Here is a 12,420-nt window from a genome sequence, read left to right as displayed (position 1 = left end):
CTCACCCCCGAATCGGAACGGCGGTGTTTTGCAGAATATCTGCTAAGATCGTTGCCGTCGAAAGTGTCGGATCCTTGGCAATGAGCCGATGACGAAAAACAGGATCGAGTAGCGTTTGAATATCGCTTGGATCAACGTAAGTACGTCCGTTAAGCGTAGCGAAGGCTTTGGCGGCAGTGACCAAGGCAATGCCACCACGCGGGCTGATACCTAGCCGAACACGGTTGTCGTGTCGGGTTGCCTGTACTAGCGCGAGAACGTAACTGGCGATTGCATCGCTGACCGTCACGTTAGCCACGAGTTTTTTGGTTTCAGCTAGTAACGATGCGTCTAGTCTAGGTGTTAATTGAGCAATCATCGTTTTACGATCAGGCGTTAGCAGCAAACTTTTTTCCGCGTCAGCATCTGGGTAGCCAAGTGAGAGGCGAAGCATGAACCGGTCCAACTGTGCTTCAGGAAGCGGGTAAGTCCCTGCATAATCAGTCGGGTTCTCAGTTGCCATGACAAAAAAGTCAGGGGCTAGCTGATAGGTATGACCATCCGTTGTAACCCGTCCTTCACCCATGGCTTCTAACAAGGCGGCCTGTGTTCGTGGCGTGGCGCGATTGATTTCATCTGCTAATAAAATACTGGTAAAAATAGGTCCTTTTTGAAATTCGAATTGATTAGTGGCCCGATTAAAGATTGATGTGCCAAGAACATCACTTGGCAGCATATCAGGTGTGAATTGAATGCGGGAAAATGGCACCGCTAAGGTTTTGGCCATCGCTTGAACGAGGGTGGTTTTCCCAACACCGGGAATATCCTCGAACAACACATGACCACCTGCAAGTAAGGCGGTGAAAGTCAATGTGATCGGCATTGATTTGCCCACCACAATCGTCGCTACTTGATCCCGTGCTGCATCAAAAATGGCTTGTGCTTCATTGACTTCCATCATGACACCTCCATGCCGTCATTATTCACGAAAAAAAGCTAAACAGCAAGCATGCGAACTGACGGCTGGCCTGGCGAAAAATGTGAAACGCTGTTTATAGTTTATAAAGGCATTTATTCAGAGCGTCATTTCAATTTTAGTGCTAAGGCAGAACAAGAAAATAGGCGACGCCAAACGTCCCAGTTCGTGGCACGATGTTGGATTAAGTAACGGCTAGTGAGAACTGATGGACACTCAGCTTGGATAATAGGAGAAGGCCTGATTAGAAGAAAAATGATACATACCGCCAAACCCTCAAAATAGCCACCCTTTCCACCCTGGAGTATACTTACCCTAGCATCTGTTATTAGGAAAGAGGGGCAACCTATGAAGAAACGGCTTGGATACAATTTGAATGTTATTGGCCATTATCTATTGATCGGTTGGCTCATTTTCTTTGGTGTCACCATTTTTGTTGGTCTGGTGACATATCTGGTCATGGGCGCGAACCCCAATTTTGTTCGTGGTATTTTTACTGGCCTCTCTGGCAAGTTTGCTAATACTCACGACAGTCTCAGTGCATTTTGGGCCATTTTAGTGAATAACGAACGCGTTGCCTTTGGCCTCATGATCATTGGTATGATTCCGATTCCTTTTCTATACTGGATTTCGTATTATCTCACCTGTGCTTCTGTCGGCTTGGTGCTAGGCATTTATGCCGCTAAGCTGGGTATCGGTGGAGCTTTGGCAGCGTTTGTCTTAGGCATTTTGCCACATGGTATTCTGGAGATGAGTGCTTTGATTATCGGCGTCGCGCTCGCTGCTCAAGTCAACAAGGCCCTTCGCCAGTCAATCAAGCGTTTTTTTGCCGATCCATATTATCGAAAGTCGTCGTTAGATGTGAAGGCTATTGCACTACAGTATGTTTGCATCATCATTCCGATGATTGCCGTTGCTGCCTTAATCGAAGGCTTTGTGACGCCAGCGTTGCTGCGACTGCTTGTACATTGACCTAATTAGAAATAGGGCGCAAAAATAAACCCCGCATGCTGATTTTGCAAGCGGGGTTTTCATATGGCGTGGTGAGCTGGAGGTGACAATTGTTTCGCATGAAACAATTAAGCCCACTCCGAACGCAACAGCGAATAAGTATTCACATCTAAGAAGGTGCCGTCAGCTCGTTGATCGTCTTGACGCAAAGTGCCATCGAGATGAAAGCCGGCTTTTTCGGCAACGGCATTGCTCGCGCGATTTGCCACAGCGGCATTGATGGTTAGCTTATTTAGGTCGTAATCGTGGAAGGCAATATCGGCCAATGCTTCAATGGATTTGTGCATAATGCCCTTGCCGCGTTCGGGAATGGTTAGCCAGTAACCAATGTCGGCTTTATGGCGAACCAAGGTGTCGATCGTGTTCAAACTGATCATGCCAACTGGAGCATCGGCTTGATAAATGGTCAGATGCAAGGCAGTCCTTGCACCAAAAAGCTTGAGTGTTGTATTTAAAAAGTTGATTTCGTCGTCGGCAGTCAGTGTCGTTGCGACCCAAGGCAAGTAGGCAGCCAACGAATCGCGGCTAGTCTCAATTTGTTCGAATAAAAGGGGACCGTCGATTTCCGGTCGCGGTAGGGAAAGTTTCAAATCATAGTCGATTAGGTAGCTAAACATAAGGTCACCACATTTTTCTTTAAGTTTCTCTTAGTATAAAGCAATCTTGCTTTTCTTGCGCGTAGACAACCTTTAGAAAAATCGGTACACTTGTAAGCTGTGAATGGGAGCAGGGTTTACAGGTCTCAAAACACATGAATTGAAGTAGCATGCGTCATTAGCAATTTTTGAAAGAAACAGGAACTAAATGAGAAAGATGGTGTTTTCATGAGACGAGTTTGGAAGTGGTGCGTTGCTGGGGTCATGGCGTTGATGCTGGCGGTCGTGCTAGGCTCACCGGTGTCAACGCAGGCGGCCGAGAAAACTTATGTGATCGGCACAGATGTCACGTATGCCCCGTTTGAGTTTGCGGATAAAAATAATCAGTATGTCGGGATCGATATTGACCTGATGCAGGCAATTGCAAAGGCCGAGGGTTTCAAGGTTGATATCAAACCTTTGGGGTTCAATGCAGCTGTGCAGGCCTTGGAAGCTAATCAGATTGATGGTGTCATTGCTGGTATGCAGATTACTCCTGAGCGGCAGCAAAAGTTTGCCATGAGTGAGCCTTATTACAAAACGGCGGTTGCCATGGCCGTGGGGCAAAATAGCGAAGTCAAAAGTTTGAAGGATTTACGCGGCAAACGTGTGGCCTTGAAAACTGGGACGGCAGCCGCAGACTATGCTTTAAGTTTGAAGGCAAAGTATGGTTTTACCACGGTGACCTTCGATGATTCCAACAATATGTATCAGGATGTCATCACTGGCAATTCGGTCGCTTGTTTTGATGATAAACCGGTTCTGCAATATGCCATCGCCACAGGGTTGAAGCTCAAGCTGGCTGGTCCAGAAAGTAAGGCCAGTTATTACGGTTTTGCAACACAAAAGGATCGTAGCGATCATCTTGATCAACGATTCAATGCCGGACTCAAAAAAGTCAAAGCTGACGGTACATATGCCAAAATCGTTGCCAAGTATTTAGGCAATGGCACACAAGCCGCCCAAAAACAAACCAGTGCCAAGACTCAAGATAGTGATCGCAGTTTTCTCGGATTATTGCGTGAGAACTGGGGAACCTTGATGGGTGGCTTGAAAGAAACCATGATTGTGACGATTGTCGCGATCTTCTTCGCAACCGTTGTCGGGATTCTTGTGGGCTTGCTTGGCGTTTTGCCAAATCAGTTTGCTCGCGGTGTAGCCACGACATTTATCTACATTTTCCGCGGATTGCCGCTGCTGGTATTGGCCTTATTCATTTACACAGGCATGCCAAGTCTAATCGGTTCAAAAATTCCGGCATTCGTGGCTGGGATCATCACCTTGACCTTAAACGAAGGTGCGTACACCGCGGCCTTCGTCAAAGGAGGGATTCAGGCGGTTGATGACGGTCAAATGGAAGCCGCACGCAGTCTAGGATTGCCTTTTGGAAAAGCGATGCGGCGCGTGATTTTGCCACAAGGGATCAAAATTATGATTCCGAGCTTCATCAACCAATTCATTATTACCCTTAAAGATACGTCCATTCTCTCAATCATTGGTATTCTTGAATTGACCCAAACTGGGAAAATTATCATTGCGCGCAACATGGAAGGCTTTAAGATTTGGACCATGGTTGCTTTGATTTACTTGATCATTATTACGCTATTAACTTGGCTCAGTAATTGGGTTCAACGGCGTATGGAGGCCTAGACCGTTGGCGTAAAATAATGTGACAAATGTCAATTAATCTAACATCAGGACTGGACAGCGACTGTTGCTTTCCGCTAGCATAAAAAGTAGTTTTTTTAATTAAGGTCGCTTAAGTCAGCCTGATCGTGGGCAGAAAGCGCATTTGTTGCAAGCTAAACGAGTTTGCAATCGGATATCATAGAAAGCGTGGTGTTAGGGTTGAAACGAAAATGGCTGCTAGGGCTGCTAATCGCCCTGCCTTTAATGCTGGGAGCTTTATTACCCGGCAAGTCAGTGGCAGCGGCACAAAAAACATATACAATCGGGACGGATGTGACCTTTGCACCGTTTGAGTTTGCGAACCAGGATAACAAGTACGTCGGTATTGACCTTGATCTCATTAAGGCAATTGCCAAAACGGAAGGTTTTAAAGTTGAAATCAAGCCGCTGGGATTCAATGCGGCGGTTCAGGCACTTGAAGCTAAGCAAATCGATGGTGTCATTGCTGGCATGTCGATTACACCTGAGCGGCAACAAAAGTTTTTGATGAGTGATCCTTACTACAAATCAGGCGTGGTCATGGCGGTGGCAAAAAAAGGGACTATCAAGTCGCTAAAAGATTTGCGCGGTAAGCGAGTTGCGGTTAAGACCGGGACTGATTCTGCGGATTATGCCAACAGTATTAAAGACAAATACGGTTTTTCAACGGTGACATTTGATGATTCGAACAATATGTATCAGGACGTCATCACAGGTAATTCAGCTGCTTGTTTTGAAGATCAACCGGTGATGCAGTACGGGATCAACAATGGCATGGCCTTGAAAATTATCGGTAAGCCAGCCCGTGAAGGTTCATACGGCTTCGCAGCTTCGAAGAATAATCGGGCGCTCATCACGAAGTTTAACGCTGGCTTGAAGAAACTTCGGGCAAACGGCCAATACGATAAGATCATTGAACGTTATCTTGGCAACGGCAGTGCAAAGTCCCAAAAAACTGCCGCTGGCAATGCGCAAACAACTGATCGTTCTTTCTTCGGTTTGTTGAAGGCTAACTGGGGCACCTTAATGAGCGGCCTGGAAGAGACAATGGTTCTCACGGTTGTCGCCATTTTCTTCGCTACCTTGGTTGGGATTCTTGTTGGATTGTTAGGCGTCTTGCCAAATAAATTTGCACAAGGGGTCGCGACGACCTTCATTTACATTTTCCGCGGTCTTCCACTGATGGTTTTGGCTCTGTTTATCTATACCGGGGTGCCAAGCCTGATTGGATCAAAAGTACCAGCATTCATTGCTGGGATTGTGACTTTGACCTTAAACGAAGGCGCGTACACCGCAGCCTTCGTCAAGGGCGGTATTCAGGCGGTTGATCCGGGCCAGATGGAAGCGGCGCGAAGTCTAGGCCTGCCATTTGGTAAAGCGATGCGGAAGGTTATTTTGCCGCAAGGAATCAAAATCATGATTCCAAGTTTCATCAACCAATTTATTATTACATTGAAGGATACCTCAATCCTGTCGATCATCGGCTTGCTGGAACTGACCCAAACCGGGAAGATCATCATTGCCCGCAACATGGAAGGGTTCAAGATCTGGACGATGGTCGCCTTGATTTACTTGATTATTATTACGTTATTGACCTGGCTGAGTAACTGGGTTCAGAAGAAGGTGAAGGCATGAGCGATTATCGCGTTGAAATGAAAAATGTGCACAAGAGTTACGGTGACAATGATGTGGTCAAGGGTGTCAATCTGAATGTGGCGAACAATGAAGTGGTCGTTATGATCGGGGCATCCGGTGCGGGGAAAAGTACCGTCTTGCGCATGATCAACGGTCTTGAAACCGTCACAAGCGGTGAGATCTTGATTGATGGTGAAGATATTGCCCATAAAGGCACCAACATCAACAAAGTTCGTGAAAAAATCGGGATGGTGTTCCAGCATTTTAATCTGTTCCCGAACATGTCAGTGATGGGTAATGTGACCTTGGCGCCAACCGAGCTGGGAATCGCCAGCAAGGAGGAAGCCATCAAGCAGGCAAAAGCCATGTTGGAAGTTGTTGGTTTGACGGACAAGGCAGATGCGATGCCAGCTCAGCTTTCTGGTGGGCAACAGCAACGTGTCGCGATTGCGCGGGCGTTGGCGATGCATCCTGATATCATGCTGTTTGATGAACCGACCAGTGCGTTGGATCCAGAAATGGTCGGCGATGTGCTAGGTGTTATGCGGCGGCTGGCCAAGCAAGGCATGACGATGGTCATCGTGACTCATGAAATGGGCTTCGCCAAAGAAGTGGCTGATCGGGTTGTCTTCTTTGACAATGGCACTATCCTTGAACAAGGCACGCCTGAAGACATTTTCGAGCATCCAAAGGAAGAACGGACCAAGAGCTTCCTGAACAAGGTGCTGAACGCTTAAATATTGATTTTTAGAAGATAGCAAAACGGCCAATCCATCAACTAGTGGGTTGGCCGTTTTGCTGTTTTAATTTCCTGGGAAATAGTTTTCGTTTCGAAAATACATAGCGAAGCGATTTATTCAGCTAAGCCATGATCGAGAATTTGATTCATCACTGCGGCCACACTGCCAGCGTAACCCATGCCGAACTTATCAAGATGAACCATCAGATAATACAGCCGGTAAAAGTCAAGGCGGAAGTGATAACCAGCATCAAGTGGGTAGACTTCTTGATAGCCAGTGTAAAAGTCTGGGGTGAATCCGCCAAAAACTGTCGTTACCCCGATATCGAGTTCGCGATCACCATATACTGCTGCAGGATCAATCAGAGCTGGCTGACCATCGGCAGTAAACATGTAGTTGCCACCCCATAAGTCACCGTGCAGCAGGGAAGCATCGCTGTGATGATGGGCCAGTGTTTTGCTGATGATGGTGCGCACCTGTTGGAAGGTCGCTTCATCGTCGGCTTGCCACAGCCCCTTTTTAAGCAGGTGTGCGGCGAGTTTGTCCAAGCGTTGGTGAATGAATAGATCTGCCCATGAATCGGTCCAGGTGTTGGTAAATGAGACGCTGGTGCCCGCATAAGGGTAGTCAAAGCCGAATCGACCATTTGGTTCATGATGTTGATGCAAATGCGCGACTAATCGCCCTAAATCGCGTTGCGATCCATTGCCGCTGGTAAGGAAACTGAGTAGCAGAAAACCATCGCCTTCAATTTGACCATTAGCAATGACACGCGGTGCTAAGATTTGTGCCTCGTCAAATGCTTTTAAGCCAGCTATTTCGCCAGCATAAAAGTCAGCAGGATAACCCGGTTGAACCAGCAAAAAGTAAGGCTTTGTCGCCGTATCGATCCGGTATGCCTGATTGACGTCACCGCCACCAACCGGGGTGACTTGCGTGATGGCGGTCAGCGGTAATTGTTTGATCCAAGATGAAGTCAGCATATTATTCCTCCTCATTAACGTGATCTCCAGCCTAGTTACCCGCGCTGGAGATCGCTCGCCCCCACCTTAGAACAGCCAGGTGCGTGATTGCAACGGGTCAGTCGTTTAACAGGTGATAAATAAATCGTTGCGGATCATCTAAAAAGTGACGTAGAAAAGCGACATGTTCGATTTGATCATATTGAGTGGGTGCTAGTGTGTCACCCAACGCCAGTAGTTGCGCATTCGGATAGGCCATGAGAATCGGCGAATGTGTACTAATGATAAACTGCGAGCCATTTTCTACCGCATCATGTAGTAAGGCTAATAGACTGAGCTGATTTTCCGGCGTGAGCGGTGATTCTGGTTCATCTAGCAGGTAAAGTGCATTTGGACGCAGTCGAGCACGAAATAAAGCAAGGAACGCCTGACCATGGGAAAGCTTGTCGAGATCAACTTGATAAAGATGGTGAATGGCACTGAGTGTATTGAGATAAGGCAAGCGTTCCAAACTATCGGGTGCCAGTTGCTCAAGCTGTGTCTGCGCGTATTTGATCCGGCCACGGGTTGCGCGAATGAATGAGATAAAATCATCTGCCCGAAAGAAAAAGCCTGCCTTCGTCCGATATTGCCAAGTCAACTTGAGGCAACGGGCTAAGGCACGGCTATTTTGATATTCCGGGTCCTCATCAAGGGAAGCCCCGCTCATGAGGATTGCATTGTAATTAGCAGCAATAGCATTCAGCAAAGTAGACTTGCCACTACCATTGTCGCCTGTCAAAACCGTGACGGGTTGCGACAATGTCAGGTCACGAAAGGAAGCTTGCCAAGGCAAGTTGAATGGATACGCGGTTTTTGATTTTGGTGGGGTGTACTGGATACGATTAAGCAGCATGATTGTCTCCTTCTTGCGGCACTGATGGTAATGGCTGATACCAAGTCATAATCTGCTTGGCCAAATCAACGGCCATATAGCGGGAGTTGACTGTCTGATCGCTGTTGCCTTTGCGAATATGCACCTCTAAATGGGCAACGCCACGCGCCTTCATCCAGATGGATTGTTTGATCGTCATGGCCTGAATGTCTTTTTTACGGACAAAATAACGTTGCCTTGTCCACATTTCACCGACTTGAATGATAAGTTGCTTAGGTGGCGCAATAGCAATGGCGGCTGTGGTTGCCGCATATTGACCTTGCAACGCCATGACGACTAACCAAATCAAGCCAGCCAGTACCAGCCACAGCCACCAACTGACGTGCAACCAAAACACACTTGCGAGCACAACCGGCAACACCAATAGTGTCAGATGACCTAGGACCATGTTGCGCATGTAGTACCAGCGGTTGCTAACTGGAATTGGCTGTAGTTTCGGTGATGTTTCCGGCAACCAGCTGACGAATGCCCGCATGCTGCTGAGTGCTTGCCGTTCTGGGATAACCGGCATCAGGACCAGATCATTATTTTGCTGGTCATCAGCGGCGCTTGAGGCTAATAACGCCTGAACGGTGCTAAGATGCAGCCATTGCCGCAAAATGCTCTGCTTAAAGCGAACCGCCTGCAAGCGTGACAGTCGGGCACTGACCGTATTGGTTTGAAAAAAGCCGCGGCTGGTTCGTAGTTCGTCACCGGTTCGGTCCAAAGTGAAGTGGTAGTATTTTTGAATAATATTCAAATAGGAGATCAGGAAACCTAGAATGAGAATAATAAGTGTCAGACCGATAATAAGGTAAACCGCTAAGCCAGTGATGGCATGCTCAGCATTCTTGTACCAGCTATCTGGCAGGTATTCTTGAGCTTTTTGTGTTAACCAAAGAATCCCGGAAGTGATGGGGATGAAGCCTAGTGAAGTGAGCGCGTATTGATTAAGATCATGGCCGTTGATTTTATAGGCCGCATCTGCCACAGGCGCGGCTGGTGCGGCGGTGGTGCTTGTTTGATCGGGTGCAGCAGGGATAGCCTGATTATCAGTCGCATCAGGTGTCACTGGCTGAACGTTTCCTTGACGGTAGCGGTTGATGGCATCAGCTACGGCTACTGGCACGGCCGAGAGCATTCCTTCGGCTTTTTTAGATTCTTTGCCAGCTGTTTCGATGGCAACCTGTTCGAGACCTAGTGGCTTTAGAAAAAACCATTGTTGCCGTTGTACCGTCTGAATACGGTCATAAGGGATGTGATTGACTTTACGAATCAACACACCACTGTTGATGGTCAGACCGTTCGGGGCAACAAGATAGGTAAATCGCAAATAATGCAGGATTGACCAGATGAGGGTGAGTACCAAAACGCCAACAATTAGGCCGCCCCACAATAGAAATTGATTGAAGCTCATGTCTGCGCGCAGTATTGAAAGCCCTCCGCCAACAAATAACGGCCACCACGAAATAAAGCCTCTGATCCAAATAATTAGTAGCGCGACAGGCGCGAGTCGTTGCGGTTGGTCAGTCTTCATCGCGCGCCTCCTGAGCCAATTGGAGGATTTGATTGCGCAATTGGTCGGCCACTGGTCGCGTCACACCATCAATCACGTGGGCGGTGCTGGCGGTTTCGATGTTGACTTGTTGCAGTGTCTGCCACTGAAGTAAAGGACCGGCTTCTAACGTGACATTTTGAATCCGCGAAATCGGAATGGCTTCATTTTTTTGGAAGAAAAAGCCTTTTTGCAAGAAAACCGCGGTTGGCGTGATGTTGTAGCGCCAAAAACGATAGCGATACGGCACAAGTGCTAATCGGAACAGCAGTTGAATAATCGCAATGCCAATAAGACCCAACCCAAGCCAAAAGGACCAATGCCAGAAAAACCAAGCGGCAATGAGTCCCAAACCGATGATCATGAGCACTAGCGCCCACAACGCCGCACTTGCCCGCCAAATTCGTTGAATGGTTGCTGGTAGCGCTTGTCCCGTTTGTTCCATTTCCTCGCCTCCGTTTTCGTCAGAATAGCAGAAAATAGACCTAAGTGAAACTGTTACAACAAGAATCAGGCAAGATTTTTCACTAAAGAAGGGATTCCGCAGGCACATAAAAAGCGCGTCATCTTCGCCGGGATAAGACACCGGTAAAAATGGCCGCGCTATTATGATAAAATAAACAAACCTAAACCATTGGTGCGTAAATCAACTCGATCAACTGCTTTTTCATCGCAATATTGACGCCGGTGATCGGCTGCTCAAGAATTTTTTGATATTCTTCAAGGACATCATAGGGCAGCGGGGTGAGCAGATTGAGGTCATCAATCACATCGCTGACCCGATCGGTTGTGCTAAGGTCAACGAAAATGTCAATTTTGTTCAAGCAGTCAGCCAATAAGTCGGTCATGCCGGCATCAGGCTTGCCGCTTTGATCAGTGATGACAACTTGCAGGTGATTGACTGGCTCATGATCGATTTGGATAAACTTTAAAGCCGAATAAATATTCATGGCACACCTCGTCCTAGCTGAATAAAATCACATCGGGTTAAATTCAGTTTAACCCAATTTTAGGCATTTGGTGAAATTTTTACAAGAGAGTTGTATCTTGATCGGTCGGGCGCCATAATATTGGTGACAAGGATTATTTTACTTTTGGGGGCAAAATATGGAGCTTAATGTATCTGCTGTGGCCGCCTCACGATTGGCGCCGATGTTACATGCCGATAAGGCGCTAATCCTTGATATTAATGACGGTATTGGTCCTTATTCACGGCCATCAAAAACATCAGGACAGGCGAAATTCAATTTATTGATTCTACCGCGTACCAATGTACCCGATGTGTATGATGCACACCTTGATTCGCCGGTGGGGCCGGTATTGATCAAAAGTTATACGAGTGGGTTTTTTAAAGCAGAAACAGAATTAACAGTCAGCGGTGATCACTTTGCTATTGTTCCCGGTGAACCGCAACTTGATCCCAATGTCCGGTTGAAGTTTGTATAACTCAACCGTCTTTTTCTGTTATGATAACCCCAAGGATTGTGATGACTTGTCACAGTTAGAGGGGGAATATCTATGGATCGTACTTCTTTAAAAGATCAGGCCAAGGCTGAGCTGAATCCCAACTTTAGCTATTATTTACGGATTAGTTTACCGGCATTATTATTGACAGCCTTTGTGGCGCTGGTGCCATTCCCGCTTAATGAAAATATGCATCGAGCTGGTATCCGTGTCGTAGCTCATGGCAGCCGACGGATGATGACAAATGGTTATTGGAACAACATCGCAATGTGGCAGACAGCAGTGACATTTATCGGTTTGCTGACAGCGCTGCTCATGATCGGTGTCAGCTTCGCTATGATTGATGGGTTGCGCGGTAGGTCGGATCACCGGTTTAGCTGGACGCAGATGTTCAAAATTTTTGAACGTGGCGAATATTTTCTCGGCAGCTTGCTGATCGGTTTGCTGCAAGTCGTTTGGGTCAGCCTGTGGATGTTGTTATTGGTTGTTCCCGGGATTGTCAAAGGATTGGCTTATTCACAAGCCCAGTTGATTTATCGTGATGCCATTGATGCTGGCCAGCCAATTGGCTATACCGAGGCTGTCACGCGCAGCCGTCAATTGATGTACGGCCATAAGTGGGAGTTCTTCGTTTTGCTCCTCAGTTTCCTAGGTTGGTGGTTGTTGGAAATGATTACGTTTGGCTTAGCGTCAATTTGGGTCATACCATATCGCACGATGACACTGGCTAATTTCTATCTAAAATTGACCGAAGAACAAGCCTGACATCATCTCATAGCTTCATGCTAAAAAAGAAGGCATACGCTTTCTTTTTTTAGACTTTAGTTCCCCTTGATCCGGTAAGTATTGGTATACTATTCGTGGTTGACGACAACGCACTTA

Annotated in this window: 13 protein-coding genes; 6 read left to right on the top strand and 7 right to left on the bottom strand. The window is 47.1% G+C overall.

From position 1 onward, the window contains the following. Position 1: 1 nt before the first annotated feature. Complete coding sequence (locus tag ACWPAB_RS05380) at positions 2 to 937, bottom strand: AAA family ATPase (RefSeq protein WP_016381778.1); 936 nt, start codon at positions 935 to 937, stop codon at positions 2 to 4. A gap of 366 nt (positions 938 to 1,303) precedes the next feature. Between ACWPAB_RS05380 and ACWPAB_RS05375 the strand changes: the two genes are divergently transcribed. After that, on the top strand, positions 1,304 to 1,927 hold the full coding sequence (locus ACWPAB_RS05375) for a stage II sporulation protein M (RefSeq protein ID WP_003568283.1): 624 nt from the start codon (positions 1,304 to 1,306) through the stop codon (positions 1,925 to 1,927). A 107-nt stretch (positions 1,928 to 2,034) separates the two neighbouring features. Here the strand turns inward: ACWPAB_RS05375 and ACWPAB_RS05370 are convergent, their stop codons facing one another. After that, a complete protein-coding gene (locus tag ACWPAB_RS05370) occupies positions 2,035 to 2,583 on the bottom strand; it encodes a GNAT family N-acetyltransferase (RefSeq protein ID WP_003577080.1) in 549 nt (182 codons plus the stop codon). A 207-nt stretch (positions 2,584 to 2,790) separates the two neighbouring features. Here ACWPAB_RS05370 and ACWPAB_RS05365 point away from each other — a divergent pair, with 207 nt between their 5' ends. The 3 genes from ACWPAB_RS05365 to ACWPAB_RS05355 all read left to right on the top strand — a co-directional run bounded on the left by ACWPAB_RS05365 (position 2,791) and on the right by ACWPAB_RS05355 (position 6,641). Continuing rightward, positions 2,791 to 4,251, top strand: coding sequence for an ABC transporter substrate-binding protein/permease (locus ACWPAB_RS05365; RefSeq protein WP_032764559.1), 1,461 nt, complete (start codon positions 2,791 to 2,793; stop codon positions 4,249 to 4,251). A 243-nt stretch (positions 4,252 to 4,494) separates the two neighbouring features. Then, the gene (locus ACWPAB_RS05360) at positions 4,495 to 5,904 is read left to right on the top strand and encodes an amino acid ABC transporter substrate-binding protein/permease (protein WP_223602832.1); all 1,410 of its coding nucleotides are present in this window, start codon (positions 4,495 to 4,497) and stop codon (positions 5,902 to 5,904) included. Then, entirely contained in the window at positions 5,901 to 6,641 is a 741-nt protein-coding gene (locus ACWPAB_RS05355) for an amino acid ABC transporter ATP-binding protein (protein WP_003568275.1), read from the top strand. Before ACWPAB_RS05360 ends, ACWPAB_RS05355 begins: the two co-directional genes overlap by 4 nt. 116 nt (positions 6,642 to 6,757) lie before the next feature. On the opposite strand, the gene ACWPAB_RS05350 is transcribed toward ACWPAB_RS05355, so the two are convergent. From ACWPAB_RS05350 to ACWPAB_RS05330, 5 genes are all read right to left on the bottom strand, one after another. Continuing rightward, positions 6,758 to 7,627 carry a fructosamine kinase family protein gene (locus ACWPAB_RS05350; protein ID WP_003581568.1) on the bottom strand — a complete coding sequence of 290 codons (870 nt, stop codon included), beginning with the start codon at positions 7,625 to 7,627 and terminating at the stop codon, positions 6,758 to 6,760. 97 nt (positions 7,628 to 7,724) lie between these two features. Next, the gene (locus ACWPAB_RS05345) at positions 7,725 to 8,501 is read right to left on the bottom strand and encodes an AAA family ATPase (protein ID WP_003577073.1); all 777 of its coding nucleotides are present in this window, start codon (positions 8,499 to 8,501) and stop codon (positions 7,725 to 7,727) included. Beyond that, complete coding sequence (locus ACWPAB_RS05340) at positions 8,491 to 10,056, bottom strand: PH domain-containing protein (protein WP_016381776.1); 1,566 nt, start codon at positions 10,054 to 10,056, stop codon at positions 8,491 to 8,493. The genes ACWPAB_RS05345 and ACWPAB_RS05340 overlap by 11 nt, the downstream gene beginning before the upstream one ends. Next, complete coding sequence (locus ACWPAB_RS05335; RefSeq protein WP_003568267.1) at positions 10,046 to 10,519, bottom strand: PH domain-containing protein; 474 nt, start codon at positions 10,517 to 10,519, stop codon at positions 10,046 to 10,048. Before ACWPAB_RS05335 ends, ACWPAB_RS05340 begins: the two co-directional genes overlap by 11 nt. A gap of 181 nt (positions 10,520 to 10,700) precedes the next feature. After that, the gene (locus tag ACWPAB_RS05330) at positions 10,701 to 11,024 is read right to left on the bottom strand and encodes a hypothetical protein (RefSeq protein ID WP_003568265.1); all 324 of its coding nucleotides are present in this window, start codon (positions 11,022 to 11,024) and stop codon (positions 10,701 to 10,703) included. Between the two features lie 157 nt (positions 11,025 to 11,181). Here ACWPAB_RS05330 and ACWPAB_RS05325 point away from each other — a divergent pair, with 157 nt between their 5' ends. Next, entirely contained in the window at positions 11,182 to 11,520 is a 339-nt protein-coding gene (locus tag ACWPAB_RS05325; RefSeq protein ID WP_003568263.1) for an iron-sulfur cluster biosynthesis family protein, read from the top strand. 72 nt (positions 11,521 to 11,592) lie between these two features. Further along, a complete protein-coding gene (locus tag ACWPAB_RS05320; protein WP_003568260.1) occupies positions 11,593 to 12,303 on the top strand; it encodes a DUF975 family protein in 711 nt (236 codons plus the stop codon). Positions 12,304 to 12,420: the final 117 nt, after the last annotated feature.

The sequence above is a fragment of the Lacticaseibacillus sp. 30 genome (assembly GCF_053819265.1).
The sequence above is the reverse complement of the archived record's forward strand: the minus strand, read 5'-3'. Positions and strand labels throughout refer to the sequence as shown.